This window comes from Actinomyces sp. oral taxon 897, from assembly GCF_002999235.1.
In the GTDB taxonomy this organism is placed as follows: Bacteria; Actinomycetota; Actinomycetes; order Actinomycetales; family Actinomycetaceae; genus Actinomyces.
This window is the reverse complement of the sequence record NZ_CP027236.1, coordinates 673,447-699,907: the sequence shown is the minus strand read 5'-3', so window position 1 is coordinate 699,907 and position 26,461 is coordinate 673,447. Positions and strand designations below refer to the sequence as shown.

At 71.8% G+C, this 26,461-nt stretch carries 23 protein-coding genes and 1 pseudogene; 5 read left to right on the top strand and 19 right to left on the bottom strand.

The window, feature by feature from the left end; genetic code table 11:
* Positions 1 to 16: 16 nt before the first annotated feature.
* From C3V41_RS02855 to C3V41_RS02840, 4 genes and pseudogenes are all read right to left on the bottom strand, one after another.
* Positions 17 to 1,365, bottom strand: a pseudogene (locus C3V41_RS02855) (class II 3-deoxy-7-phosphoheptulonate synthase).
* 102 nt (positions 1,366 to 1,467) lie between these two features.
* Positions 1,468 to 2,691 (bottom strand): pyrophosphate--fructose-6-phosphate 1-phosphotransferase, encoded by a 1,224-nt coding sequence (locus tag C3V41_RS02850; RefSeq protein WP_106109021.1) that lies wholly within the window; start codon positions 2,689 to 2,691, stop codon positions 1,468 to 1,470.
* Positions 2,692 to 2,895: 204 nt separating this feature from the next.
* A complete protein-coding gene (locus tag C3V41_RS02845) occupies positions 2,896 to 3,768 on the bottom strand; it encodes a lysophospholipid acyltransferase family protein (protein WP_106109020.1) in 873 nt (290 codons plus the stop codon).
* Positions 3,769 to 4,043: 275 nt separating this feature from the next.
* Entirely contained in the window at positions 4,044 to 4,469 is a 426-nt protein-coding gene (locus C3V41_RS02840) for a hypothetical protein (protein ID WP_106110619.1), read from the bottom strand.
* Between the two features lie 155 nt (positions 4,470 to 4,624).
* Between C3V41_RS02840 and C3V41_RS02835 the strand changes: the two genes are divergently transcribed.
* Positions 4,625 to 5,248 carry a superoxide dismutase gene (locus C3V41_RS02835; RefSeq protein WP_106109019.1) on the top strand — a complete coding sequence of 208 codons (624 nt, stop codon included), beginning with the start codon at positions 4,625 to 4,627 and terminating at the stop codon, positions 5,246 to 5,248.
* Between the two features lie 70 nt (positions 5,249 to 5,318).
* On the opposite strand, the gene C3V41_RS02830 is transcribed toward C3V41_RS02835, so the two are convergent.
* The 4 genes from C3V41_RS02830 to C3V41_RS02815 all read right to left on the bottom strand — a co-directional run bounded on the left by C3V41_RS02830 (position 5,319) and on the right by C3V41_RS02815 (position 9,200).
* Positions 5,319 to 6,293: an FKBP-type peptidyl-prolyl cis-trans isomerase gene (locus tag C3V41_RS02830; protein ID WP_106109018.1), complete on the bottom strand. Its 975-nt coding sequence runs from the start codon at positions 6,291 to 6,293 to the stop codon at positions 5,319 to 5,321.
* 70 nt (positions 6,294 to 6,363) lie between these two features.
* On the bottom strand, positions 6,364 to 6,753 hold the full coding sequence (locus tag C3V41_RS02825) for a HesB/IscA family protein (RefSeq protein WP_106109017.1): 390 nt from the start codon (positions 6,751 to 6,753) through the stop codon (positions 6,364 to 6,366).
* 159 nt (positions 6,754 to 6,912) lie between these two features.
* Positions 6,913 to 8,571 carry an ABC-F family ATP-binding cassette domain-containing protein gene (locus C3V41_RS02820; RefSeq protein WP_174714746.1) on the bottom strand — a complete coding sequence of 553 codons (1,659 nt, stop codon included), beginning with the start codon at positions 8,569 to 8,571 and terminating at the stop codon, positions 6,913 to 6,915.
* Positions 8,572 to 8,597: 26 nt separating this feature from the next.
* Positions 8,598 to 9,200: a hypothetical protein gene (locus C3V41_RS02815; RefSeq protein WP_246742084.1), complete on the bottom strand. Its 603-nt coding sequence runs from the start codon at positions 9,198 to 9,200 to the stop codon at positions 8,598 to 8,600.
* A gap of 454 nt (positions 9,201 to 9,654) precedes the next feature.
* On the opposite strand from C3V41_RS02815, the gene C3V41_RS02810 reads away from it, so the two are divergent.
* Complete coding sequence (locus C3V41_RS02810; protein ID WP_106109016.1) at positions 9,655 to 11,685, top strand: glucose PTS transporter subunit IIA; 2,031 nt, start codon at positions 9,655 to 9,657, stop codon at positions 11,683 to 11,685.
* A 208-nt stretch (positions 11,686 to 11,893) separates the two neighbouring features.
* On the opposite strand, the gene C3V41_RS02805 is transcribed toward C3V41_RS02810, so the two are convergent.
* The 5 genes from C3V41_RS02805 to C3V41_RS02785 form a co-directional block, all read right to left on the bottom strand.
* Positions 11,894 to 12,961: a DUF559 domain-containing protein gene (locus C3V41_RS02805; RefSeq protein ID WP_129591461.1), complete on the bottom strand. Its 1,068-nt coding sequence runs from the start codon at positions 12,959 to 12,961 to the stop codon at positions 11,894 to 11,896.
* A 139-nt stretch (positions 12,962 to 13,100) separates the two neighbouring features.
* Positions 13,101 to 13,958 (bottom strand): TrmH family RNA methyltransferase, encoded by an 858-nt coding sequence (locus tag C3V41_RS02800; protein WP_106109014.1) that lies wholly within the window; start codon positions 13,956 to 13,958, stop codon positions 13,101 to 13,103.
* Positions 13,959 to 14,274: 316 nt separating this feature from the next.
* Positions 14,275 to 15,420 (bottom strand): SPFH domain-containing protein, encoded by a 1,146-nt coding sequence (locus C3V41_RS02795; protein ID WP_106110616.1) that lies wholly within the window; start codon positions 15,418 to 15,420, stop codon positions 14,275 to 14,277.
* A 96-nt stretch (positions 15,421 to 15,516) separates the two neighbouring features.
* Positions 15,517 to 15,969 (bottom strand): NfeD family protein, encoded by a 453-nt coding sequence (locus C3V41_RS02790; protein ID WP_106109013.1) that lies wholly within the window; start codon positions 15,967 to 15,969, stop codon positions 15,517 to 15,519.
* A 37-nt stretch (positions 15,970 to 16,006) separates the two neighbouring features.
* Positions 16,007 to 16,822: an ABC transporter ATP-binding protein gene (locus C3V41_RS02785; RefSeq protein ID WP_106109012.1), complete on the bottom strand. Its 816-nt coding sequence runs from the start codon at positions 16,820 to 16,822 to the stop codon at positions 16,007 to 16,009.
* A gap of 81 nt (positions 16,823 to 16,903) precedes the next feature.
* Between C3V41_RS02785 and C3V41_RS02780 the strand changes: the two genes are divergently transcribed.
* Positions 16,904 to 17,596 carry a hypothetical protein gene (locus C3V41_RS02780; RefSeq protein WP_106109011.1) on the top strand — a complete coding sequence of 231 codons (693 nt, stop codon included), beginning with the start codon at positions 16,904 to 16,906 and terminating at the stop codon, positions 17,594 to 17,596.
* Between the two features lie 54 nt (positions 17,597 to 17,650).
* Here C3V41_RS02780 and glgA read toward each other — a convergent pair whose 3' ends face one another.
* The gene (gene glgA, locus C3V41_RS02775; RefSeq protein ID WP_106109010.1) at positions 17,651 to 18,868 is read right to left on the bottom strand and encodes a glycogen synthase; all 1,218 of its coding nucleotides are present in this window, start codon (positions 18,866 to 18,868) and stop codon (positions 17,651 to 17,653) included.
* Positions 18,869 to 19,154: 286 nt separating this feature from the next.
* Here glgA and glgC point away from each other — a divergent pair, with 286 nt between their 5' ends.
* Positions 19,155 to 20,399: a glucose-1-phosphate adenylyltransferase gene (gene glgC, locus C3V41_RS02770; RefSeq protein WP_106109009.1), complete on the top strand. Its 1,245-nt coding sequence runs from the start codon at positions 19,155 to 19,157 to the stop codon at positions 20,397 to 20,399.
* Between the two features lie 112 nt (positions 20,400 to 20,511).
* Positions 20,512 to 21,192 (top strand): phosphoserine phosphatase SerB, encoded by a 681-nt coding sequence (gene serB, locus C3V41_RS02765; protein WP_106109008.1) that lies wholly within the window; start codon positions 20,512 to 20,514, stop codon positions 21,190 to 21,192.
* Here the strand turns inward: serB and C3V41_RS02760 are convergent.
* The 5 genes from C3V41_RS02760 to C3V41_RS02740 all read right to left on the bottom strand — a co-directional run bounded on the left by C3V41_RS02760 (position 21,176) and on the right by C3V41_RS02740 (position 26,352).
* On the bottom strand, positions 21,176 to 21,697 hold the full coding sequence (locus C3V41_RS02760; RefSeq protein WP_106109007.1) for a SixA phosphatase family protein: 522 nt from the start codon (positions 21,695 to 21,697) through the stop codon (positions 21,176 to 21,178). The two genes, serB and C3V41_RS02760, sit on opposite strands and share 17 nt — an antisense overlap.
* 114 nt (positions 21,698 to 21,811) lie before the next feature.
* A complete protein-coding gene (locus C3V41_RS13355; protein ID WP_200511035.1) occupies positions 21,812 to 22,306 on the bottom strand; it encodes a GNAT family N-acetyltransferase in 495 nt (164 codons plus the stop codon).
* Positions 22,307 to 22,403: 97 nt separating this feature from the next.
* Positions 22,404 to 23,576 (bottom strand): tRNA dihydrouridine synthase DusB, encoded by a 1,173-nt coding sequence (gene dusB, locus C3V41_RS02750; protein WP_106110614.1) that lies wholly within the window; start codon positions 23,574 to 23,576, stop codon positions 22,404 to 22,406.
* A 91-nt stretch (positions 23,577 to 23,667) separates the two neighbouring features.
* The gene (locus tag C3V41_RS02745) at positions 23,668 to 24,945 is read right to left on the bottom strand and encodes a YibE/F family protein (RefSeq protein WP_106109006.1); all 1,278 of its coding nucleotides are present in this window, start codon (positions 24,943 to 24,945) and stop codon (positions 23,668 to 23,670) included.
* Positions 24,946 to 24,960: 15 nt separating this feature from the next.
* Positions 24,961 to 26,352: a glycine--tRNA ligase gene (locus tag C3V41_RS02740; protein ID WP_106109005.1), complete on the bottom strand. Its 1,392-nt coding sequence runs from the start codon at positions 26,350 to 26,352 to the stop codon at positions 24,961 to 24,963.
* Positions 26,353 to 26,461: the final 109 nt, after the last annotated feature.

Genomic DNA, 26,461 nt, shown 5'->3' with positions numbered 1-26,461 from the left:
GCCCGCCGCGGGGCGCCTAGCTGCGCAGCATCTCAGCGACCTCGAAGGCGATCTCCAGGGACTGCTGGTGGTTCAGGCGCGGGTCCACCAGGGTCTCGTAGCGCTCCTCTAAGGTGGCGGTGCCAATACGCTCCCCGCCCCCGCGCACCTCGGTGACGTCGTCGCCGGTGAGCTCCACGTGCACCCCGCCGGGGACGGTCCCCAGCGCCTGGTGCACCTCGAAGAAGCCGCGGACCTCGTCCATGACCGTCTCGAAGTCGCGGGTCTTGTAGCCGTTCTCCGCGGTGACGGTATTACCGTGCATAGGGTCGGTGATCCATGTCACCGGACGGCCGTCGGCCTGGACGGCCTCGACCAGGGCGGGCAGGACGTGGCGGATCCGGTCGGCCCCCATACGGGTGATCAGGCTCAGGCGCCCGGGCTCGCCGTGCGGGTTGAGGCGGTCCATGAGGGAGAAGACGTCCTCCGGGCTCGTACCCGGGCCGATCTTGACCCCCACCGGGTTGTGGACCCCCTGGAGGATGGCCACGTGGGCGCCGTCCACGTCCCGGGTGCGCTCCCCCACCCACAGGAAGTGGGCGGAGGTGTCGTACAGGCGCCCCGAGCGGGAGTCCCGGCGGATCATGGCGTCCTCGTACTCCAGCAGGAGGGCCTCGTGGGCGGCGTAGAAGTCCACCTGGCGCAGCGCCTCGAAGTCCACGCCCGCGGCCTCCATAAAGCGCATGGCCCGGTCGATCTCCTCGGCGAAGGCCTCGAAGCGCGAGTAGGCGGGGTTGGCCGTGAAGCCCCGGTTCCAGGAGTGGACCTCCCGCAGGTCGGCGTAGCCGCCCATGGTGAAGGCCCGGATGAGGTTGAGGGTGGTGCCGGACCGCAGGTAGGCGTCCAGCATGCGGCGGGGGTCGGGGGTGCGGGCCCGGGGGCTGAACTCGTGGGAGTTGACCGAGTCCCCCCGGAAGGAGGGCAGGGTGACCCCCCGCGGGTCTCGGTGTCGGCGCTGCGCGGCTTGGCGTACTGCCCGGCCATGCGCCCGACCTTGACCACCGGGGTGGAGGCGCCGTAGGTCAGGACGGCGGCCATCTGGAGGATGGTCTGGACCTTGAGGCGGATATTGTCCGCCGTGTTGTCGCTGAAGGACTCCGCGCAGTCCCCGCCCATGAGCACGAACGCCTCCCCCGCGCTGGCGGCGGCCATGAGCTCACGCAGGGCGTCGACCTCCCCGGCGAAGACCAGCGGGGGGCGGGTGCGCAGGTCGGCGACCACCGCGGCCAGCTCGACGGCGTCGGGGTAGACGGGCTGCTGGGCGGCGGGACGCTCCCGCCAGGGGCGGGCGGGTGGCGGGGCGAGGTCAATCACGTGTACCACCATATGGCACCCACCGGCCGCGCCAGCCCTGCGACCACATGGTGAGACACCCTGTGCCGGCCGGGTACAGGGCCCTCCCCCGCACCCGGCCGGCAGGGCCGGGCCTCAGCGGGCGGGGCTGGCGGGCTCCACCTTCTGGCCCAGGTCGGCCATGAGGTCGGTGAACCAGGACTGGGTGACGTCGAAGGGCTTGCCCCCGGCGATACGCGGGAAGGCGATGGCGCACAGCTCGTCGTCGTTCTCCTCGTCCTGGCCGATGACGCCGGACTCCCCGCGCAGGGCGCACTCGACGGCCAGGTCGCACATCCTCTTAATGAGGGCCAGGTCCTCGGCGTTGGCGGCCGAGGCGCGCGAGTAGTAGCCGGACTTCTGGACCATGACCTTCTCGGCGCCGATCAGCTCGGAGAACTGCCTGGCGAACCACTGGCCGGGGTTAATGGTGTCGAGCTTGACGTGGCCGAAGGGGTCGCGCTGGACCTCCTGGCCGGCCGCCTCCATCTCCGCGATGATCTCGGGTACGCCGGCGCCCTCGGACAGGAAGATGTTGACGTTGCCCTGGGAGTCCATAATGGCCTTGAGGCGCTTGGCCTCGGCGGCGATGTCGAGCTTGGCCTCGGGGACGAACACGGCGTGGACGTCCCAGCGCTCGCGGGTCAGGCCCAGCGAGGGGACCCACTGCCTGGTGGCCAGCAGCTCGTGGTAGCGGCGGGCGGTCTCGGCGGTGAGGTAGCCGCAGTTGCGGCCCATGCACTCGTGGACAATGAGCATGCGCGGGTTGGAGCGGTGCTCACCAATGACGTTGAAGGCGAAGCGGGCGCCCTGCTCGGCCGCGGTCCAGGCACCCAGGGACTGGCGGATCGGGACGACGTCGTTGTCAATGGTCTTGGGCAGGCCGACGACGGTGAGCTCGTAGTCGTTGTCGTGCAGGTAGGCGGCCAGGTCGGCGGCGGTGGTGTTGGTGTCGTCCCCGCCGATGGTGTGCAGGACGTCCACCCCGTCCTTGCGCAGCTGCTCGGCGGCGAACTCCAGGGGGTTGACGCCCTCGGCCACCAGGCCGCGCTCGACGAGGTTCTTGGCGTTGGTGAGCTTGACGCGGGAGTTGCCGATCGGCGAGCCGCCGAAGTCGCGCAGGATGCCCGCGTTCTTGCGGGCCTCGTCGTCGATGACAATGTAGTTCCCGGTCAGCAGGCCGTGGTAGCCGTACTGGTAGGCGATGATCTCGACCTCGGGGGCGACCTCGGTGTAGCGCTCGATGAGGTCGCCGACGGCGGCGGACAGGCAGGGGGCGAAGCCGCCCGCGGTGAGCAGGGCGACGCGACGGATTGACATCGTGGACCTTTCGGGTTGGGTGCGTGGGGCGCGGGCCCCGCCGGATCGTGGGGCGCAGGCCTCATTGCGCGCCAGTCTAAGGGGAGAGTGCCCCGGCCGACAGGGACCGAAGGGCTGGGCCCGGCGCCAGCGTCGGGGACGGGGGCCAGGAGCGGGCGCCCGGGACGGGTACCGGGCCCGCAGGGCGGGTACCTCCCCGAAGGCTCAGTCCTGCTGGTCCGTCTGCGCACCCTCGGCGTCGGGCGCGTCCTCGTCCTCGCTCTCGGCGTCGGGCGGCTCGGGGACGCTGACCTCCGGCGCCGGCCGGCCGCCGGGGGCGTGGACCTCGGGGGCGGCGGGGCGTGCCGCGGCCTGGGCCGCCAGCATCTGGGCCACCACCTCCTCGGCGCTCTTCTTCTCGGCGCCCATGGCCTTCTTGACGTCCGCAGCGTAGAGGTCCACGTACTCCTGCCCGGACAGGCACATGAGGGAGTACATGACCTCGTCGGTAATGCTGCGCAGCACGAAGCGGTCGTTCTCCAGGCCCTGGTAGCGCGAGAAGTCCAGCGGCTCACCCACCACGATCCCCACCCGGTGGCGGGTGGAGGGGATGGCCCGGCCAATGGGCTGGGCCAGGTCGGAGCCGATCATGGCCACGGGGACGACGGGGGCGCCCGTGGCCAGGGCGACCCTCGCCACCCCCGTCTTGCCCCGGTACAGGCGCCCGTCGGGGCTGCGGGTGCCCTCGGGGTAGATGCCGAACAGCTCCCCGGCGCGCAGGCGGTCGATCCCGGCCTGCAGGGCGGCCTGGGAGGCCTTGCCCCCGGAGCGGTCCACCGGGATGGTGCCCACGGTCTTCATAAAGTTCTTCACCACCCAGCCCTTGACGCCCTTGCCGGTGAAGTAGTCCGACTTGCCTATGAAGGCCACCTCCCGGTCCACCAGGAGCGGCAGGAAGAAGGAGTCAATGACCGCCAGGTGGTTGGAGGCCAGGATGGCGGGGCCCTCGGCGGGTATGTTCTCCTCGCCCCGGATCCAGGGCTGGTAGAGCATCTCGATGGCCGGTCCGGCGGTCGCCTTGATCCCTCGGTAACCCATCGGTGGCCTCCTGTGCGTGTGCGGCTGGCATGGTCGGGCGGGGGCGCCCCGCGTGCGGGAACTCCTGGAGGCAGAGTCTATAGCCTCGTCCCGTGCCGCATCCTGCCGGTCCCGGCCTCCCCCGCGCGGGGCGGGCTCGTGCCAGGTGGGTGGGGCTGGTGGCGGCGCACGCCTGGCGGGCGGCCGGGCCCTGAGGAGCCCCGCGGCCGGGCGCTGAGAAGATGGGCGCAGGCCGTGACCTCCGTCGGCGGGCCCGAAGACACCGGGGCCCGGCCCTAGGCGGCCGCCGGGTGGCGCAGGGCGGAGGCCACGGCCTGGGCCAGGGCCAGGGTGTCCAGGGGGCGGGGCACCACGGCATCGGCCCTGGCCCAGGCGGCCAGCCAGCGGTCCTGGGGGCGGGCGGTCAGCAGGACCACCGGGGGGCGGTGCTCCATCTCGGTGTAGAGCTCGTGGGCCAGGCCCATGCCCCCCAGCTTCTTGGCCTCAGCGTCCAGGATGAGCAGGTCAAAGGGCCTGTCCCCGGCCCGGGAGCGGTCCCTCAGGGCCAGGCGGACCCCCTCGGCGGTGGCGGCCTGGGTCCAGGCCACCAGGGGCAGGTCGGCGGCGGGGCGGCGCCCGACGCCCTCCATGACCTCCTGGCGTACGCGGGCGTCGTCGGAGTAGACGAGGATCGTGAGGCGGTCGGCGTCCTGGTTGGCCATGGGGTCCTCCGGCAGGGGCACGGACAGGTTCTGCGCACAGTGTAATCGCGCCCGGGACGGTGGTCGCGCGCCTCGGCCCGCGTCTAGCATGAGGCCCGTCCAGGACTTCGGTCCCATATCGGGGGCCGGGTCATGCCAGACCGAAAGGCATCCTCATGGCCGTGTACACGCTTCCCGACCTCCCCTACGACTACGCCGCCCTGGAGCCGTACATCTCCGGGCGCGTCATGGAGCTCCACCACGACCGCCACCACGCCGCCTACGTCGCCGGGGCCAACGCCGCGCTGGAGGCCCTGGCCGCCGCCCGCGACGACGGGGACCTGGGCGCCGTCAACCTGTGGGAGAAGAACCTGGCCTTCAACCTGGGCGGGCACACCAACCACTGCGTGTTCTGGGCCAACCTCTCCCCCGCCGGCGGTGGGAGGCCCGAGGGCGAGCTGGCCGAGGCCATTAAGGACTCCTTCGGCTCCTTCGAGCGGTTCCAGGCCCACTTCACCGCCACCGCCCTGGGCATCCAGGGCTCGGGCTGGGCGGTGCTGGCCTACGACTCCGTCTCTGGCAAGCTCGTGGTCCTCCAGCTCTTCGACCAGCAGGGCAACGTGCCGGTGGGCACCATCCCGCTGTTCATGGTGGACATGTGGGAGCACGCCTTCTACCTGGACTACCTCAATGTCAAGGCCGACTACCTCAAGGCCGTCTGGAACATCGCCAACTGGCAGGACGTCGCCGGGCGCCTGGCCGACGCCGTGGCCAGGGGCCGCGGCCTCATCGTGCGCTGAATCGTGCGCCAAGACGCGGCGCGGGCCCCGGTTTGGTTTCCGGGGACCCGCGCCGCGTCCGGGGACCCGCTCAGGCCAGGCGGTCCAGGTCCATGACAAAGGCGGCGGCGGGCTCACCGACCTTGGCGCCGGGCAGCAGGATGACCACCCGCGAGCCCACCGGGACCCCTACCAGGCCGGCCAGGGCCGGGGATGAGGCCATGGAGATGGTGTCGGGCTTACCCGTCTTCCAGGTGGACTGGTCCTTGGAGTTGGTCCAGTCCGTGGCCGCGTGCTGGGCGATGATGGTGGACTGGGCGGTAACGGCCTCCCCGGTGCCGCGTGCCAGGACGATGACCTCGGGCTGGGTCGGCTCGGTGGCCCCGTCCTTGACGGTAATGGTGGCGGAGGCCCCCAGGGCGCCGCTGACGGTGATGCCGCGGTCGGCCAGGGCCTGCTCGCCCTCCACGGTGGCGTCCTTGGTCCCCGCGGTGACCTCGGCGACCGTGAACACGTCCTTGATCTCCACGACGAAGACCAGCGTGCCGGCGGGGCCCACGCTCTCGTCGTTGCCGTAGCCGAGCTCGGGCGGCACGGAGATCTCCAGGCGGTCGCCCACCCTGTGCTTGTTGAGCCCGCAGCGCCAGCCCGGCACCACGCCGCCCAGGCTGAAGGAGGACGCCTTCCCGCGGCTGTAGGAGGAGTCGAACGGCTTGTCCTTGTTCCACTGCCAGCCGACGTAGTCGGTCACCACCCAGCTGTCCTGGGCCACGGGGTCGCCGTCCCCGGCCGCGAGGGTCTTGACGGTGAGGTTGGTCGGGGCCTCCTGCCCGGTCCAGGTCGGTGTCGGCTCCTGCCCGGCGTCGCCGGACACGCTCGGCAGCGCCGTGTTGTCCTTGTCAATGGTCAGGTCGGAGCAGTCCGTCTTGTTGTTCACGGGGACGGTGGCCTGGGTGGGGGTGGACGTGGACTCCACCTCGGTGTCCGTCGGGCCGGAGCTGCACCCGGTCAGGACGATCGCCCCGGTCAGGACGAGTGAGGCCAGGGCAAGGGGTGTGCGGCGCACAGGGGCTCCTTCTGGTCGTACGGTCCGTGGCGGGCGGGGGGTGCCCCGTGGCCTGCTCACGCACCTGGGGTCAGTGGAAGGACTCGCCACAGGCGCAGGTGCCGGTGGCGTTGGGGTTGTCGATGGTGAAGCCCTGCTTCTCAATGGTGTCGGCGAAGTCGATCGTGGCACCGGAGAGGTAGGGCACGCTCATGCGGTCCACGACGACCTCGACCTGAGGCATCTGGGGGTCCCCGGTGGAGAAGGCGCGCACGGCGTCGCCGTCCAGGGTCCGCTCGTCGAAGTAGAGCTGGTAGACCAGGCCCGAGCAGCCGCCGGGCTGGACCGCCACCCGCAGGCGCAGGTCGTCACGGCCCTCCTGGGTCAGGAGGCTGGCGACCTTGGCGGCCGCCGCCTGGGTCAGGAGGACCTCGTGCCCGGGGGCCTGGGTCGTGGGCTCGGTAGTCGTGGCTTCAGCCATTATGTTCTCCTCATGTCCGGGGCGCCGGGACGGCGCTGGCAGCGGGGCGGGGCACCCTGGACTCGAACGCCTCGGGGGTGGGTTGTGTTCCCGGCGCACACTCTACGTCCTGTCGCCCGCGGCGTCGGTACCCGGGCCCAGCGTGGCCGACGCCGCGTCTCAGGCCAGGGTGACCAGCTCGAGGTAGGAGTCCGACCACAGGTCCTCGTCGCCGTCGGGCAGCAGGAGGACCCGGTCAGGGCTGAGCGCCTCGACGGCCCCCTCGTCGTGGGTGACCAGGACGACAGCGCCCTCGTAGGTGCCCAGGGCCCCCAGGATCTCCTCGCGGCTGGCGGGGTCGAGGTTGTTGGTGGGCTCGTCCAGCAGGAGCACGTTGGCCCCGGAGACCACCAGGGTGGCCAGGGCCAGGCGGGTCTTCTCCCCCCCGGAGAGCACCCGGGCGGGCTTGTCGGCGTCGGCCCCGGAGAACAGGAAGGAGCCCAGCACGCTGCGCACCCGGGTGTCGTCCAGGCCCGGGGCCGCGGCGCGCAGGTTCTCCACCACGGTCAGGGTGGTGTCAATGGTCTCGTGCTCCTGGGCGTAGTAGCCGACCCGCAGCCCGGTGCCGGCCACGACCCGGCCCGAGTCGGGCTGCTCGGTACCCGACAGGAGCCGCAGGAGGGTGGTCTTGCCCGCGCCGTTGAGGCCCAGGACCACCACCCGGCTGCCCCGGTCGACGGCCAGGTCCACCCCGGCGAAGACCTCCAGGGAGCCGTAGGCCTTGGACAGGCCGGTCGCGCGCAGGGGGGTCTTCCCGCAGGGGGCGGGCTCGGGGAAGCGCAGGCGGGCGACCTTCTCCGCGGCCCGCTCGGCCTCCAGGCCGGACAGGAGCCTGTCGGCCCGCCTGAGCATCTGCTGGGCGGCCACGGCCTTGGTGGCCTTGGCGCGCATCTTCTCCCCCTGGGCGCGCAGGGCCGCGGCCTTCTTCTCCGCGTTGACCCGCTCGCGGCGTCGGCGGTGCTCGTCGTCGGCCCGCTGCCTGAGGTAGGCGTCCCAGCCCAGGTGGTAGACGTCCAGCGCGCCCCGGCTGGCGTCCAGGTACATGACCTGGTTGACGGTGTCGCGCAGCAGCTCGACATCGTGGCTAATGACCACGAAGCCCCCCGAGTAGGTGCGCAGGTGGTCGCGCAGCCACAGCACGGAGTCGTGGTCGAGGTGGTTGGTGGGCTCGTCCAGCAGGAGGGTGTCGGGCCGCTGGAACAGGACGCGGGCCAGCTCCACGCGCCGCCGCTGGCCCCCCGACAGGGTGCCGACGCCCTGGTCCAGCACGCGGTCGGGCAGGCCCAGGGCGGCGGCGATGCGGGCGGCCTCGGAGGCGGCCGCGTAGCCGCCGGCCATGGTGAACTCGTGGTCCAGGCGCGTGTAGCGGTCCAGGGCCCTGGCCTGGGCCGCCCCCTGGGTGGTGGAGATGCGCTCCTCGGCCTTGTGGATGCGGGCCAGCAGGGCGTCGATGCCGCGGGCCGAGAGGATCCGGTCGCGGGCGGCCTGGGTGAGGTCGCCGACCTTGGTGTCCTGGGGCAGGTAGCCCACCGAGCCGTTGCAGGTGATGGTGCCCTCGTGCTCGACGGCGGCCAGGCCGTGGCGGTCGTCGGCGTCGGCCACGGCCTGGCTGGTGCCCTGGGCCACGGAGGCGGCTGCCAGGAGCTTGGTCATGGTGGTCTTCCCCGCCCCGTTGCGCCCCACGAGGCCGATCCGCATGCCCTTGTCGACGCGGAAGGAGGCGTGGGCGACGAGCTGGCGGGCACCGATACGCATGGTGAGGTCCTGGACGTTGATCACGCGCGCCATGGTAACGGGCCGGGCGGTCAGTCCCACCAGAACCACCAGCCGCTCTCACCCCCGCCCCAGGGCGGCGCCATCCGGAGGATCTCGTCGGGCACGGCCGCGGCGTCGAGCTGGTAGCGGGCGGCCACCACCTTCCACAGGCTCTCGCACTGGCAGCCGGCGTCGTGCTCGGGGGACACCCGGTAGCCTCCCAGGTCCTCGTCGCGCAGCCACAGCGCCTCGACGCTGACGCGCTCGTCGCTGCGCTGGGGGCCGATGCCGTAGCCGCACAGCAGGAGCCTGTCCCCGCTGGCGGCGCAGGCCCGCAGGAGGCTGCGCAGGGTGGGGCCGTTGTTCTGCCGGTCCTCCAGGGCCTGTGCGGGGAGCCACTCCAGGAGGTCCAGGGCGGCCTCGCAGGTCAGGCCCGCGAAGGTCACGTACTCCTCCCGGGGCGCCCCGTCCGTCAGCAGGTAGCCGGGCAGGAGGCTGCCGTCGGGCTGGTAGACCGGCTGGGTGGGGAAGGTGCGCAGCAGGTACCACAGGGGCGTGCGGGTGGTCCAGCCCCGTGGCCCGTACAGGCCGGGGGCGGGCTCCTCGGGGGTGGTGTCGTTGGTGGTCGTCGGGGGGATCTGCGTGGTGGTCATGGTCGTTCTTCCTCTGTCCGCCGCGTGCCGGTACAGTGCTCGACGTCCTGCGTAGCCTGAGAGGCTGTTAGGTAGCGTGAGAGCACGTCAACCATTCTTAAGGGTCCGGCACTTGGGACCGCGGACCGGCCACCGAATAGACCTCGCGGTAGGTTCTCGCCCGGGTTACCCACAGCCTGTGCGCACGAGTGGGGCCGCACCAGGGCGCGGATCCCCTGTGACCCTCGTTTGACACACGGGCTCCGTGAACTTCTTGGCGATCGACCCGTAGATTTTTCTGCCAGACGGGGAACATGTGACTAGACTCGCAGGGAGGTCCTCCGCCCCGGCGACCGCGTCGCGCCTGGCACACCGTGTCGTCTCAGGCAGACGCCGTCCCCGGGAGCAGTACCCCGCACCCCCGCCCAACACCGCTTGGCCCCTAAAGGGCCGGCGGCCCACGGAAAGGCCACACATGGCAACAACCACATCGACACCCGAGGCGATCCTCGCGGCCGTCGGTGGCGCAGAGAACATCACGCACCTGACCCACTGCGCCACGCGCCTACGCTTCGAGCTCCGCGACGCCTCCGTCGTCGACAAAGCCACTGTCGAGGCGATCCCCGGCGTCCTGGGCGCGGTGCCCCAGGCCGGTGACCGCTACCAGATCGTCATCGGCGGTGCCGTCGCCAGTGTCTACGAGCAGATCAGCAACCTGCCCGAGATGAAGAACGCCGCCCACCCCTCTGACGCCGACGTCAAGGCCGCCGCCCGCGCCAAGGCCCGGGGCAAGAACGCCTGGGTGGACGCCTTCTTCGAGTACCTCTCGGACTCCTTCCGCCCGCTCCTGCCGGTGCTGCTGGGAGCCTCCCTCATTATCGCCGGCGAGGCCATCTGCGAGGCCTTCGAGCTCATCGACACCCACGCCGAGGCCGCGGACAAGCCGGCCACGCTGCTCTTCGTGGACGCCATGTTCCGCAGCGTCTTCTACTTCCTGCCGCTCATGGTGGCCTACAACGCCTCCAATAAGCTCAAGATCGACCCCTGGGTGGGGGCCTCCATTATGACGGCTCTCCTCACCCCGGAGTTCCTCGAGCTCACGAACCACCCGAGTACCACCTGCATCCACAATGAGACCCTGAACAAGGACCTGTGCACCGCGCACATTATGGGCCTGCCCATGCAGCTCAATGAGTACGGCGGCCAGGTCTTTGTGCCGCTGCTCATGGTCGTGGTACTGGCGGGGGTCTACAAGCTCCTGGTCAAGATCGTCCCGGACAACGTCCAGATGGTCTTCGTGCCCTTCCTCTCCTTCTGCATTATGATGCCCGTGACGGCCTTCATTATCGGCCCCATCGGGATCTGGGTCGGCACCGGCCTGGGCACGGGACTCTTCTGGCTCAACGCCCACGCCCCGATCGTCTTCGCCATTGTCATCCCCATGGTCTACCCCTTCCTGGTGCCCCTGGGCCTGCACTGGCCGCTCAACGCCCTCATGCTCGCCAATATCGCCTCCGAGGCCACGGGCAAGACCGACTTTATTCAGGGCCCCATGGGGGCGTGGAACTTCGCCTGCTTCGGCGCCACCGCCGCCGTCCTGGTGTGGTCCGTCCGGGACAGGGACAAGGAGATGCGCCAGACCGCCACCGGCGCCCTCTTCGCAGGCCTCCTGGGCGGTATCTCCGAGCCCAGCCTGTACGGTATCCACCTGCGCTTCAAGCGCATCTACCCCTTTATGCTGGTGGGCTGCTTCGTGGGAGGCCTTATTGAGGGCATTGGCGGCGGTGTCAAGACCGGCACCTTCGTCTTCACCTCGCTGCTGACCATCCCGGTGTTCAACCCCATGTTCCTCTACGCGGTCGCGGTCGTGGCGGCCTTCGCCACCTCCTTCACCCTCATCCTCTTCTTCAACTACCGCACCAAGGAGGAGAGGGCCGAGGCCCTGGCCGCGGCGGGCGTCGCGGAGGCCTCCGCCGAGGAGACCGCCGCCGACCTCGCCCTGGAGCAGGGTGGCGCCCAGGCAACCGCCCCCGCCCTGGTCCCCGGGACCGTCACCGAGATCGCCTCCCCCCTGACCGGGTCCGCCATGGCCCTGGACGCCGTCCCCGACCCGGTCTTCGCCTCCGGGGCCATGGGCGGCGGCGCGGGCGTGGACCCCTCGGGCGACGTCGTGGTGACCGCCCCGGCTGACGGCACCGTCGTGGTCGCCATGGGCTCCGGCCACGCCTACGGCTTGTCCCTGGACAGCGGCGTGGAGATCCTCATCCACGTGGGCCTGGACACCGTCAACCTCGAGGGCAAGGGCTTTGACGTGAAGGTCGCCAAGGGCGACCGGGTGCGTGCCGGCGACGTCCTGGTGCGGGTGGACCGCTCCGTGGTGGAGGCCGCCGGGTACTCCCTGGTGACCCCGGTGATCGTCACCAACACCGCCAAGTTCTCCTCCGTGGAGCTCGTGGCACCCGGCAGCGTCGCCTCCGGCGCCCCGCTGCTGCGCGTGACGGCCTGACCCCAGATCGCGTGACGGCCTGACCCCTACCGCACCGCCCCCGGGGGCGGGGACCACCACGGTCCCCGCCCCCGTCCCGTGAGAACGGTACTTGTTTGCCGCGAGAACGGTACTTGTTGCTCGTGAGAACGGTACTTATTCGTCGCGAGAACGGTACTTGTTCGCCGTGAGAACGGGTTCCGCCGCAGCTCCCTGACGCCCGGCTCCGTCAGCCCGCACGACGACGCTCAGCAGCCGTACGCAGCGCGACGACCGGCGCGCCCTCAGTCATTGTCCGGGGCAGCTCGCCACGCAGGCGGTCGACCACCCAGGAGCCGTCGCAGACCGCCTCGGGGGTAAAGCGGATGACGAGGAAGCCCGCGTCGCTGATGGCGCGCTCACGCCACTGCTGGGCCCGCAGGGTCCGCTCGGCGTCGTCCTGGTACTTCACCGCACCGTCCACCTCCACCACGAGGCGCGCGTCCCACCAGCCCAGGTCGGCGTAGAACTCCCCTGCACGCGTCCGAACCGGCATCTGCGGCTCCGGCGCCACGATGCCGTAGGCCAGGCACAGACGGCGCAGCTCGCTCTCCCACACGGACTGGCTCAGGGGCGTCATGGCCGCCACGACGGCGCGAGCCTGCCGGACCCCGCGCTCGCCCCGCCGTCGCGCGAGCGCCTTCTCAACCTGACGCCGCAGGTCCGCGGCCCTTGCCTCGACCTCGGGGCGTCGGTCCCAGGGACAGCGCCCCGCGCCAGCGGCCACCGCGACGAGCGAGTCCGCGGCCGCCAGGGCACGGTCGGCGGGGAGGAACCGCGCGCAGTCCTCCAGGGTGCGCTCAAGGCTCGTGACCCTCAGCCCCTCGATCGTGACGACCTCGTGCTCCCCCAACGTGTAGCAGTGGCGGACAATGGGACGCTGCCCCAGCACCCGCCGGTGGCCGGAGGGCCCCAGGGACCGGGCGGAGGGCCGCTCGGGGTCGCGGCGGGTCGGCGGACGCCTGAGGCCCGAGGAGTGGTGCGAGCGGATGAGATCCACCTTGCCCGGAACCGTCAGCGTCCGTCCTCCGTGGAGGAGGACCGCGCTCTCCCATCCGACGACGCCGTCGAGCCCCTCGTCGCTCACGGCCCCGAGAAGCAGCGCGTGGCGCTCCTGGGCGATCTCCCAGTGCTGCCGGGTGATGTCAGTGCGCTGGTAGGTACCTCGGCGCAGCCGTACGAGCTCGGACCTACCCGGCACGGCGAGCTCTGTCTCATAGATATCAGTACGACGCAGTGGTTGTGCTACTCGGTCCATACTGTATGGTACATCATCTTAGCCTCTTTTTGAGGCTGTACCTCTGTCTCAGGTGCGACACACCCGTTCTCACGGCGAACAAGTACCGTTTTCGCGGGCAATAAGTACCGTTCTCGCGGTGTCACGGTGTCGCGGTGGGTCAGGTGCGCAGGGCCCAGAAGGCGACGGCCGCCGCCGCGGCCACGTTGAGGGAGTCCACCGCCCCGGCCATGGGGATGCGCACGACGACGTCGGCGGCGGCCAGGGTCCGCGTGCTCAGGCCGTCCCCCTCGGTTCCCAGCACGAGGGCCACCCGCGAGTCCGGGGCCGTGCAGGCCTCCGAGGCCGCGAACTCCTCCAGGTCCACCGACTCCCGGCTCAGGGCCAGGGCGGCCACGGTCATACCCGCCGCGTGCAGCCCGTCCAGGTCGGGCCAGCGCCCGGTCCGCGTCCAGGGCACCTGGAAGACCGTGCCCATGGAGACCCGTACGCTGCGCCGGTAGAGGGGGTCGGCGCAGCGCGGGGTGACCAGGACGGCGTCAACGCCCAGGGCCGCGGCGCTGCGGAAGGCGGCCCCCACGTTGGTGTGGTCGACCAGGTCCTCCAGGACGGCGACGCGGCGCGCCGGGGCGCCCGAGCGCGCGGTGGCCAGGAGCTCGTCGAGGCCGGGCAGGGCGGGGCGGTTCATGGCGGCCAGGGCGCCACGGTGCAGGTGGAAGCCGGTGACGGACTCCAGCACCTCCTCCGGCGCCAGGAACACCGGCACATCCCCGCCGTCCTCCCGCCCGCCCGTGCCCGCCGCGGCGGCGACGACCGGGCGCATCTGCTCGTAGTGGCGCCCGCTCATGAGGAAGGAGCGCGGGACGTGCCCGGCGGCCACGGCTCGGGCGACCACCTTGGTGGACTCGGCCATGTACAGGCCCCGCCGCGTCTCCAGCCGACGGCGCAGGGCCACGTCGGTCAGGCGCGTGTAGTCCGTGAGCCGCTCGTCGTCCGCCCGGTCCAGGGTGATGATCATGCGGCCACTGTACGCACCGCGCCGTCCGGCGGGACGGGGGCGCGGGGCTGGCCTTGAGGCCCTCGCCCGCTGGCGGTTCCCTACCCGGAAAGAGGGAGACCGACGAGAAGCGGTGGGGTGGTGGGGACGTTGCCACCACCCCACCGCGGCCCCTACGTCCGTGGGCGCGGGCCCGGCGCGGAGCTCAGCAGCCCAGGCCACGGGAAATAAGTACCGTTCTCACGACGAACAAGTACCGTTCTCACGACGAACAAGTACCGTTCTCACGACGAACAAGTACCGTTCTCACGACGAACAAGTACCGTTCTCGCGGTGGTCAGTAGCCCACCATCCCCGGGGTGCCGGGTGCGGGCGGGTACGTCCTGGGGGTGCCGGACGCCGGACGCGAGCCAGGGGCGGAGTGCCGCGAGCGCGAGGGGGTGGACGGGTCGGCGGTGTGGGTGGCGCTGGCCACCTCGCCGCGGGCCTCGGCCAGGGCGTCCTCGGGTGCCTGGAGGTTGGTGGCGGCCAGGTCGCCGGCGATGCCCAGGTCGGTGTCCATGCCTGAGAGGTCCACCCTCACCGGGGTGTCGCCGGGGCCGGAGGGGCCGTCGTCCTTGTCTCCCCCGCCCAGGGCGCCGGCGATGCCGTCCAGGGCCGCGGTGAACTCCGTGGGCACGATCCACATCTTGGACGAGGAGCCGTTGGCGATCTTGGGCAGGGTCTGGAGGTACTGGTATGCCAGCAGCTTGGGGTCGGCGTTGCCGCGGTGGATGGCGTCGAAGACCTGGAGGATGGCGCGGGACTCGCCCTGGGCCTTGAGGATGGCGGACTGGGCCTGGCCCTCGGCGCGCAGGATGGCGGACTGCTTGTCGCCCTCGGCCGTGAGGATCTGGGACTGCTTAACGCCCTCGGCGGTCAGTACCGCGGCGCGCTTGTCGCGCTCGGCGCGCATCTGCTGTTCCATGGCGCCCTGGATGGAGGCCGGGGGGTCGATGGACTTCAGCTCGACGTTGCTCACCCGGATGCCCCAGCGGCCGGTGGCCTGGTCCAGGACCCCGCGCAGCTGGCCGTTGATCTGGTCGCGGCTGGTCAGGGTCTGTTCCAGGTCCATGGAGCCGATGACGTTACGCAGGGTGGTGACGGTCAGCTGCTCGATGGCCTGGAGGTAGTTGGCGATCTCGTAGGTGGCCCGCCTGGGGTCGGTGACCTGGTAGTAGATGACCGAGTCAATGCTCACCACGAGGTTGTCGGAGGTGATCACCGGCTGCGGGGGGAAGGAGACGACCTGTTCGCGCAGGTCGACCGTGGTGCGTACGCGGTCGATGAAGGGTACCAGGAAGTGCATCCCGGCGCCGTACTCGGCCTGGAACTTGCCCAGGCGCTCGACGATGATCGCGTAGGACTGCGGCACGATTCTCACGGCCTTGGCGATCAGGGTAATGCCGAAGATGACGAGGAGGGCTGCGACGACGATCGTCATCGTCTGGACTGAGCTGTCAGACACAGCGGTCACCTTTCTGTTGAAGGACTTTTGAGGGCTGGTTCCCGCCCCGGCTGGGGAGGGCCGGTGGGGTTCTCAGGGGCGGGGTAGGGGTACGACGACGGCTACGGCCCCGTCGATAGCGGTGACTCTTACGGCCGTCCCCTCGGGCAGGGGGGTGGGGGCGCCGGCCGGGCCGGTGGTGGCCAGGCGGGCGCTCCAGTCCCCGCCGGCCAGGCGGACGCGGCCACCTGAGGTCGTGACCTCGGTCAGGGTCACTGCCTCGAGCCCGATGAGGGCCTCCGCGTTGGTGCGTACTCCTGGGGAGGTGGCGGCCAGGCGGCCCCTGACCCAGGGGCGTACCACCAGGAGCAGGAGTGCTGAGACAATGACGAAGACGAGTGCCTGGAGGGGCAGGGGCGCCCCTAGGAGCGCCACGAGCACGGCTCCCAGGGCGCCTCCGGAGAGCATGAGGAAGGTCAGGTCCGCGACGAGTGTCTCGATGGCGCCCAGGGCGATCGCTGCCGCCAGCCACCAGAGCCAGATCATAGTTGTCTCCTTGCTTTGAGGTGAGGGTAGGGGCCCTTCAGGCCGTGTGCTCGCCCCTGGTGGGGCCGGGTAGGGCGCCGCGGGCGGTGTAGCGTCCGCGGTCGTGGCTGACCTCTAGCTCCAGGCCGAAGGTGGTGCTCATGACCTGGCTGGTCAGGACCTGGGTCAGGGGGGCGGCTCGTACCACTGATCCTGCTCTCAGGGCCAGGGCGTGGGTGAAGCCCTGGGGGATCTCCTCCAGGTGGTGGGTGACCAGCACCATGGCGGGGGCCCCGGGGGCCTGCACGATCTCGGCCAGGGCGGCCAGGAGCTGTTCGCGTCCGGCCACGTCCAGTCCTGAGGCGGGCTCGTCCAGGATGAGGAGCTCGGGGTCGGGCATGAGGGCGCGGGCGATCTCCACCCGCTTGCGCTCCCCGGAGGACAGGCTCCCCCAGGCGCGTCCTGCTAGGCCGTCGGCGCCCAGGGCCTCCAGCAGGGCCCGGGCCCGTTCCACGTCGAGGGCGTCGTACTCCTCGCGCCACACCCCGATCCGCCCGTAGGAGGCGGACAGGACCACGCCCAGCACGCTCTCCCGGTCCTGGACGTGCTGGGCCAGGGCGGAGGAGGTCAGGCCGATGCGGGGGCGGAGCTCGCTGACGTCCACGCGCCCCAGCCTCTCCCCCAGGACCTCCACGGTCCCGCTGGAGGGGAAGAGGCGGGCTGCGGCAATGCGTGAGACGGTGGTCTTGCCCGCCCCGTTGGGGCCCAGGACCACCCAGTGCTGGCCCTCGTCCACCACCCAGCTGACGTGGGAGAGGATCTGGGTGTCGCCCCGGTGCAGGGAGACGTCGGTGAGGCGAAGCACACTGGTCATGGGCCTAACCTTAGCGCGTACCCGTGACAGAGGTCCTAACTGCCGGCTCCGGGTGTGCCTGGCGTCGTAGGCTCTGGTCCCATGTCGTCTCTCAGTGCGCCGGTCAGTGTCCTCCTGGCCCTGTGGGCGCCCCTGCCCTCCTCCTGGGGCGCGGTCGTCGCGGGTCCGGGCCCCCACCTGGTCCGTGACCAGAGGACCGGGGCGCTCGTCCCCCTGGGGGCCTGGCTGGACGCCGTCCGTCCCCTGCGGCGCTGTGCCGCGCTCCTGCCGGTGCCCGGGGACGGGCTCCCCGGCGGCGTGCCGGCTGGTGACCGGGGTCAGGCGGTGCTCCTGGAGGGTGCCGCCGACCCGGCCGGGACCGCCGTGGTCCTAATCCCGCAGGGGGACGGTGAGGCCTGGCGGGCCGACGTCCTGGAGGCGGTGGTCCCGCCGCTGGACGCCACCCAGCTGCGCCGGGAGGTCCACCTGGCCACCGAGGAGGCCATTGCGGCCCTGACCGGCCTGGATCTGGCCAGGGAGCGTCCTGAGCTGGCCGACGAGCTCACCGACCTGGTCACCGCGGTGGTGGACCCGCGTCTGCTGCCGCCGATGCCGTCACGTCGTCGTGACCTGCTGGAGCGCTCCCTGCGGCTGGCGGGCCTGTGCGAGCGGGCGCTGGAGGACGACGGCGCGGCCGCGAGCGCCGCCCAGGCCGCCCGCCGGTCCGCCGTCCTGCGTCCTCTGCTGGCTGTGGCGCGCAGGGGCGTCTGCGCGGCGACCGAGTGGTGGGCCTAGGGGCCGGGGCGGCCTGCCGGGGCGGGGTGCACAAGGCGCCCCGCCCCGGGTCGGTCAGCCGTTCTGGAGCACCCAGTTGTAGACCGCCATCGTCTTGACGGCGATGGACTGCCAGGAGAAGTGCTCCTCGACGCGCTTGCGGGAGGCGGCCCCCATCTGGCGGGCCCGCTCGGGGTCCGTGGCCAGGCTGGTGAGGCGCTCGGCCAGGTCGGACACGAAGATCTCGGGGTGGAGCGGGGTGCCGGTGCCGTCCTGGACCTGCTCGATGGGCACCAGCAGGCCGGTGGTGCCGTCCACGATGACGTCGGGGATGCCGCCGGTGGCGCTGCCCACCACGGGCAGGCCCACGGCCATGGCCTCCAGGTTGACGATGCCCAGGGGCTCGTAGACGCTGGGGCACACGAAGACGTCGGAGGCGGTCAGGACGGCGATGAGCTGGGGGCGGGGCAGCATCTCCTCGACCCAGACCACGCCGGTGCGCTTCTCGCGCAGGCGTGCCACCAGGCCCTCGACCTCGGCCTTGATCTCGGCGGTGTCCGGGGCGCCGGCGCACAGGACCACCTGGACCTCGGCGGGCAGGAGCTCGCAGGCGCGCAGGAGGTAGGGCAGGCCCTTCTGGCGGGTGATGCGTCCCACGAAGACGACCGTGGGGCGGTCGGGGTCGATGCCCAGGCGCTTGAGGGTGGCGGCGGCCTGGGCGGCGGCCTCCTCGCCCTCGGGGCGCTGCCAGGCGTCCAGGTCGATGCCGTTGTGGACGACCTTGACCCGCTCGGGGTCCACGGCCGGGTAGGAGCGCAGGATGTCGGCGCGCATGCCGTTGGACACCGCGATAATGCCGGCGGCGGCCTCGTAGGCGGTCTTCTCCGCCCAGGAGGACAGGGCGTAGCCGCCGCCGAGCTGCTCGGCCTTCCAGGGGCGCAGCGGCTCCAGGGAGTGGGCGGACAGCACGTGCGGGGCCCCGTGGAGCAGGGAGGCCAGGTGGCCGGCGAGGTTGGCGTACCAGGTGTGGGAGTGGACGATGTCCGCCCCCTGGCAGCCCTGTGCCATCTCCAGGTCCACGCCGAAGGTCTTCAGGGCCGCGTTCGCGCCCTCGAGCTCGGCGATCTCGGGGTAGCCGGTGACGCCTGGCTCGGCGTCCTCGCGGGGGCCGCCGAAGGCGTGGACGCGGACGTCGGCGAGGGGTCGCAGGACCTTGGCCAGCTCGTTGACGTGGACGCCGGCTCCTCCGTAGATGTACGGCGGGTACTCCTTGGTGAGCAGGTCAACCCTCATAGTCACGTCTCCTCTGTGGGCTCGGGGTGGGGTCGGACGGTGGCGCTCGTGGCCACCACGGCCGACGGTACCCGGTAAAACAGGGTGCGCGTCACATGTTGGGGCGTGGAGGGGGCCCGTGTCGCCCCAAGGCGGGCCCTGGGGGCCCCGGGGGCGCCGTCGCCCGGCCATAGGTCCTAGATCACAGGTCCTGAGGGGCGTGGAGGGGAGCCTGTGGCGCGACGCGCCCGACCCAAATTTTCCGGATTGGTCGCGGACGTGTCTGGGGTCACCGTATGGTTGGCCCATGGCTTCTCCTCGAGTCCTCGCAATCATCCTCGCCGGCGGTGAAGGCAAGCGCCTCATGCCCCTGACCGTCGACCGCGCCAAGCCGGCCGTCCCCTTCGGCGGGATCTACCGGCTCATCGACTTCTCACTGTCCAACATGATCAACTCCGGCTTCCTGAAGGTCGTGGTGCTCACCCAGTACAAGTCCCACTCCCTGGACCGGCACATCGCCAAGACCTGGCGCCTGTCCTCCATGCTCGGCAACTACGTCGCCCCGGTCCCCGCCCAGCAGCGTGTGGGCAAGCACTGGTTCCTCGGGTCGGCCGACGCCATCTACCAGTCCCTCAACCTGCTCGACGACGAGCGCCCGGACTACGTGGTCATCACCGGTGCGGACAACATCTACCGCATGGACTTCTCCCAGATGCTGGAGCACCACGTCGCCTCCGGGCTGCCGTGCACCGTGGCGGGCATCCGCCAGCCGCGCTCGCTGGCGGACCAGTTCGGCGTCATCGAGTCCGACCCCGAGCGCCGCGGCGTCATCAAGGCCTTCGTGGAGAAGCCCAAGGAGACCCCCGGCCTGCCGGACTCCCCCGACGAGGTCCTGGCCTCCATGGGCAACTACATTATTAGCGCCGACGCCCTCATGGAGGCCGTGACCAAGGACGCGGCCGAGGAGGACTCCAAGCACGACATGGGCGGCAACATCGTGCCGTGGTTCGTGTCCCAGGGCGGCGCGGGCGTCTACGACTTCAAGGACAACGACGTCCCCGGCGCCTCTGAGCGCGACCGCGACTACTGGCGTGACGTGGGTACCGTGGACGCCTTCTACGAGGCCCACCAGGACCTCATTAGCGTCACCCCCGTGTTCAACCTGTACAACGAGCAGTGGCCGGTCTTCGCCGGGAGCCAGAACTCCGTGCCCCCGGCCAAGTTCGTCTACGGCCACCACGAGCGCCTGGGCCACGCGGTGGACTCGATCGTCTCCCCCGGTGTCATTGTCTCCGGCGGCGAGGTCATCTCCTCGGTCCTGTCCCCGGGCGTGCGCGTGAACTCCTGGTCCTCGGTGCGCGAGTCCGTCCTCATGGACGGGGTGAACGTGGGCCGTAACACGGTGGTCAACCGCACCATCCTGGACAAGTACGTCCGCGTGGAGGAGGGCGCCATGGTGGGGATCGACCCCGAGCACGACCGTGAGCGCGGCTTCACCGTGACCGACTCCGGTATCACCGTGGTGGCCAAGGGGCAGGTGGTCTCGCGCTGAGGCCCCCCGGCACCCGTCCGGCCGGCCACCCACCGGTGGCCGGCCGGACTCTGTTCTCGCAGCCGGGCCGGGCCGGCTGCGGGGCGGTGGCCGGCCGGGCTAGCCTGGGGCCATGGAGCGACTTCGTGGCGCGCTGAGCAGCGGCCCCCTGGTGGAGGAGGGGCCCGGCCTGCTGGTCATGGACGTGGACTCCACCCTCATTGAGCAGGAGGTCATTGAGCTCATTGCCGAGCGCGCCGGCACCCGGGCGCAGGTCGCCGAGGTCACGAGGCGGGCCATGCGCGGTGAGCTGGACTTCGCCGCCTCCCTGCGTGAGCGCGTGGCCACGCTCGAAGGCGTGGGCGAGGGCGTCTTCGCCGAGGTGCTCGCCGAGGTCCGCCTGACCCCCGGCGCCCAGGAGCTCATTGGCACCCTGCACGCCACGGGCTGCGCGGTGGGGGTGGTCTCGGGCGGCTTTGAGGAGGTGGTGGGCCCCCTGGCCCGGCGCCTGGGTATTGACCACGTGGCGGCCAACCGCCTGCAGGTCGCCGACGGCGTCCTGACCGGGAGGGTCCTGGGCCGCGTCGTGGACCGGGGCGTCAAGGAGCGGTGCCTGCGCGCCTGGGCCGCCCGGCACCGTGTGCCCCTGGAGCGCACCCTGGCCGTAGGCGACGGCGCCAACGACCTGGACATGCTCCGCGCGGCGGGGCTCGGCGTGGCCTTCTGCGCCAAGCCGGTAGTGGACCGGGCCGCCCGGGCCGCCGTGAGGGTACGTGACCTGGCGGCGGTGCTGGAGCTTATCGGCGCGCGCTGAGGACGTCGTACAGGTGGGCGCTGCGGGCCCCCAGGACCGCCCAGGGCACCGGGACCTCCAGGACGCAGGCGGTGGCCGTGGGCAGGCCGAAGGAGACCTGGCGGGCCAGCTCGTCGTCGTCGGCGTCGTGGAGGGCGTAGGCCAGGGCGCTGATGGTGGGCTCGTGCCCGACCACGACACCGGCCCGGGTGGTCTCGTCCAGGGCCCGGATGAGGGCGAGGATACGCTCGATCCCCGCGTGGTAGATGGCGGGCTCGACCACGAAGGCGGCCTGCGGGTAGTAGTCGGCCAGGGGCAGGGCCGTCTGACGGGTGCGGGCCGCCGGGGAGACCAGGAGGGTCTGGACCTCGGGGACGCGGGAGCTGACCTTGCGGGCCAGGGCGTCGGCCAGGTCGACCCCCCGGGGCGTCAGGGGCCTCTCCAGGTCCGTGGGGGCGTCGTGGGAGGCCTTGGAGTGGCGGACGAGCACGAGCGTGTGGGCGGCACCTGGGGTCTGCGGGGTCACGCCCCACACTGTACGACACGTGTGGCCCCGCCCGCCCCCCAGGGGGTGGCACTCAACGTCAGGACGGCGAGGTGCCCCCCATCGCGTTGACCGCCAGCGGCACGCCCCGGCACGTCAGGACGGCGGCCGGAAGCCGAGCTCCCGGTACAGGTGCGCGGCGGCCGCGGAGGTCCCCTCGCCGGTGCGCAGGGAGAGGGTCTTCTCCCCGGCACGGGCGCAGGCGCGCACGGCGCCGCCCAGCAGCGCCCGCCCGGTGCCTCGCCCCCGGGCGCCGGGGACCACGACGAGGTCGATAATGAAGGGGCCGGGGAGGTCCGCGTCCCAGATCGAGCGCTCGACGGTGAAGACGGCCCCGACGGCCGCCCCGCCGTCGTACGCCACCAGGCTGGCGTCCGGCCGCAGGACGCCGTACCCACCGGTAAGGGTCAGGGCCATCTCGGCACGGGCCTGGGCCAGGTCCGCGGCCGCCACGCCGGGAGGGTAGCCCTCCAGGTAGATCCGGGCCAGCTGGTCCGGGTCCTCCCCCAGCAGCGGGCGAAGATCCGCCTCCCCCGTGGGCGGGGCCGGGATCCTCAGGAGATCCAGTACCAGGAGGTCGTGGGCAAGCACTGTCCGCTCCTTATCGTTCTCTCAGCCGCCGGAGGCGTCGGACTCGGCCTGCCCCAGCAGGGCCCGCTGGTCCGGGGACAGGTATTGCCTGCCGCGTTCACGCCAGTGGACAGTGTAGCAGGGCCCGCTGGTCCGGGGACAGGTAGGGTGAGTCCAGCCAGCCGTCGGGCAGGTGGGGTCGTCGGGGCGCCCCGGCCCGGCCCCGCGGCCCCTCGACGGCCTGGCCCGGGTAGGGCACGACCCGGGGCAGGCCCGAGCGCACCTGCTCCAGGGCGGCCTCCAGGCCGGCCAGGGAGCCCACCCGGGCCAGGGCGGCGCGCCCGGCCCCGCCCACCGGGTAGCCCCTGAGGTACCAGCCCACGTGCTTGCGCAGGTCGCGTACCCCCCGGTCCTCCCCCAGCTCCGCGGCCAGGAGGCGGGCGTGCTGCCGGAGCGTGTCCAGGACGGCGTCCAGGTCGGGGCGGGCGCGCTCCCCCGAGCCGGTCAGGGCGTGGACGATGTCGGCGAGGAGCCAGGGGCGCCCCTGGCAGCCGCGCCCCACGACCACCCCGTCTGCCCCCGTGGAGCGCATCATGGCCGCCGCGTCGTCCCCCGTCCAGACGTCCCCGTTGCCCAGGACCGGGATGTCCACGGCCTCCTTGAGGGCGGCGACCCGCTCCCAGTGGGCGTGCCCGGAGTAGTGCTCCTGGGCGGTGCGGGCGTGCAGGGTGACGGCGGCGATACCGGCGTCCTGGGCGGTGCGCCCCGCCTCCAGGAAGGTCTCGTGCTCGGGGTCGATGCCAATGCGCATCTTCATGGTCACCGGGACGGCGTCGCGGTGGGCGGCGCGCGAGGCCGCCTCGGCGGCACGGACCGTCTCACGCAGGATCGCGGCCAGCAGGTCGCGCTTCCAGGGCAGGGCCGCGCCCCCGCCCCTACGGGTGACCTTGGACACAGGGCAGCCGAAGTTGAGGTCAATGTGGTCCGCCAGGTCCTCCTCCACCAGGATCCTCACCGCCTGCCCCGCCACCACCGGGTCCACGCCGTAGAGCTGGACGGAGCGGACCCGCTCGGCGGGGTCAGGGCGGACCATGGCCAGGGTCCTCTCGTTGCGCTCCACCAGCGCCCGGGTGGTGACCATCTCGGTGACGTACAGGCCGGCCGGGGCCGTCAGGGACCCGTCAGGCGCCCTCAGGGGGCCGGGGGCGCCCGGGCGCAGCGAGGCGGGCAGGGCCGACTCCCCCTGCTCGCGGCACAGGCGCCGGAAGGAGGCGTTGGTGACCCCGGCCATGGGGGCGAGCCCCACGGGGACGGTGACGGTGAGCGGCCCGATGCGCAGCGGAGGGAAGGGGCCGGGCGCCGGGGCCGGCACGGGGGCGCGCTCAGGCGCTGTGGCGTCCACGCCGCACCTCCCGCGGCCCGGGATCCGGCACGGGGGCCGGTGCGGGGGCCGCCGTGGTGGGGCACAGGGCCGCGGCAATGGCCGTGGTGACCGGGATGGCCAGGACCAGGCCGATGGAGGACACCAGGGTACGCACCACCTCCTCGGCGATCTCCCCGCTCAGGACCGTGTCCACCACGGCCCGGTCGATCAGGGAGGCCGTCAGGATCAGGGGCAGGGCGGTGCCCGCGTAGGCGAAGGCCAGGGTGTACACCGTCGAGGCGATGTGGTCCCGCCCGATCCTCATACCGCCGGTGAACAGCCGCGCCCGGGACAGCCCCGGGTTGGCGGCGTGCAGCTCCCACACGGCCGAGGCCTGGGTGATGGTCACGTCGTTGAGGACGCCCAGGCCGGCTATGACCATGCCGCAGGTCAGCAGGGAGGTCAGGCTCAGGCCCGGCACCAGGCTCATGAGCGTCACGGAGGTCTCGTCGCTGGCCCCGGTCAGGTTGGCTGCCCCGGTCCCCCACAGGGACAGCCCGACCGTGATGACCACCCCGGCGAAGGTGCCCAGCAGCGCCGTGGTGGTACGCACCGATATCCCGTGGGCCACGTAGACGGCCACCAGCATCATGGTGGTGGAGCCCACCAGGGTCACCGCCAGGGGGGAGCGGCCGGAGAGCAGGGCCGGGATCATGAAGAGCACCAGGACCGCCGTGGCCAGCAGCAGCCCGACGACGCTGAGCGCCCCGCGGCGGCCCGCCACCGCCACCACCAGGACCAGGTAGACGACCCCCAGGGCCGCCACCGGCAGCTGGTGCTGGTAGTCCACGAACACGTAGGGGGTCCCCCCGGCCAGGGCCGAGGGCGTGTACATGACCTGCAGGCGGTCGCCCACGTCAGCGACCCGGCGGGACTCGGTGGGCACGTGGACGGGCAGGACCAGATCCTTGCCCGCCCCGGAGGTGATCCTGGCGCACAGCGCGTCGGCCAGCAGGGAGGCGTCCGCGCTGCCGCCCAGGGAGGCGGCAGCCTGGCGGCAGTCGCCCACGTCCAGGGAGGTGACCGTGGCGGTCTCCAGGCTCGCCCCCGGGGCGGCGAAGGGCCGCGAGCCGATCGGGCTGCCCTCCCCCCGGGGCCAGAGCACCACCATGCCGACGACGGCGGCCAGGACCAGGGGCACGATGACCGCCGCCAGGACGAACCGGACCCGCCGGGCCTCGTGGTCGGGCAGGACCAGCGGCCCCGACGCGTGGGAGTGGCCGTGTCCGTGGCCCATTACCCCGCCCCCGCCTCAGGCGCCCACGAGGCGCTCGGCGAGGTAGCGCTCCACGCCCTCGAGCGGGACGCGCTCCTGGACCATGGTGTCGCGCTCGCGCACGGTGACCGCGCCGTCGCCGGGCGAGTCGAAGTCGTAGGTGACGCAGAAGGGGGTGCCGATCTCGTCCTGGCGGCGGTAGCGGCGGCCCACCGCCCCGGCGTCGTCGTACTCCACGTTCCAGATCCGGCGCAGGCGCGCGGCCAGCTCCCGGGCCGGGGCGGTGAGCTCCTCCTTACGGCTCAGCGGCAGCACGGCGGCCTTGACCGGGGCCAGACGCGGGTCGAGCCGCAGCAGCACCCGCCTGTCCACCCCGCCCTTGGTGTTAGGGGCCTCGTCCTCGGTGTAGGCCTCCACCAGGAAGGCCATGAGGGAGCGGGTCAGCCCCGCGCTGGGCTCGATGACGTAGGGGGTCCAGCGCTCGTTCCGCGTCTGGTCGAAGTAGGACAGGTCCTTGCCGGAGTGCCTGGCGTGGGTGGACAGGTCGAAGTCGGTGCGGTTGGCGATGCCCTCCAGCTCACCCCACTGGCTGCCGGCGAAGCCGAAGCGGTACTCCAGGTCCACGGTGCGCTTGGAGTAGTGGGAGAGCTTCTCGGCGGGGTGCTCGTAGAGGCGCAGGTTGTCCTCGCTAATGCCCAGGCCGGTGTACCAGGCCCTGCGGTAGTCGATCCAGTACTGGTGCCACTGCTCGTCGGTGCCCGGCTCGCAGAAGAACTCCAGCTCCATCTGCTCGAACTCCCGGGTGCGGAAGATGAAGTTGCCCGGGGTGATCTCGTTGCGGAAGGACTTGCCCACCTGGCCGATGCCGAAGGGCGGCCTCTTGCGGGCGGCGCTCATGACGTTGGCGAAGTTGACGAAGATGCCCTGGGCGGTCTCGGGACGCAGGTAGTGCAGGCCGGCCTCGTCGTCGACCGGGCCCAGGAAGGTCTTGAGCAGCCCGGAGAAGGCCCGCGGCTCGGTCCAGGAGCCGGCCTGGCCGGTGACCGGGTCGGGCACGTCGGCGAGCTGGACGGTCTCGGGGTCCAGGCCCTTGCGCTCGGCGTAGGCCTCGATGAGCTCGTCGGCCCGGTAGCGCCGGTGGGTGTGGAGGGACTCCACGAGCGGGTCGGTGAAGGCGCTCACGTGCCCGGAGGCCACCCACACCTCCCGGGGCAGGATGACCGAGGAGTCCAGGCCCACGACGTCGTCGCGGGAGCGGACCATGTACTGCCACCACTGGCGCTTGATGTTCTCCTTGAGCTCGACCCCGAGCGGCCCGTAGTCCCAGGCGGCCCGGGTGCCGCCGTAGATCTCCCCGCAGGGGAAGACGAAGCCGCGGCGCTTGGCCAGGTTGATGACGCGCTCGAGCGTGGAGGGTGTCTGTGCCACCGGTGATCTCCTGGGTCGTTGTCCGCACCTGGTTGGTGGGAACGAGTGCGGTCAGTGTACGCCGGGTGCCCGGGCTCACCCCGACCCCGTTTGACGGCACCCCACCCTT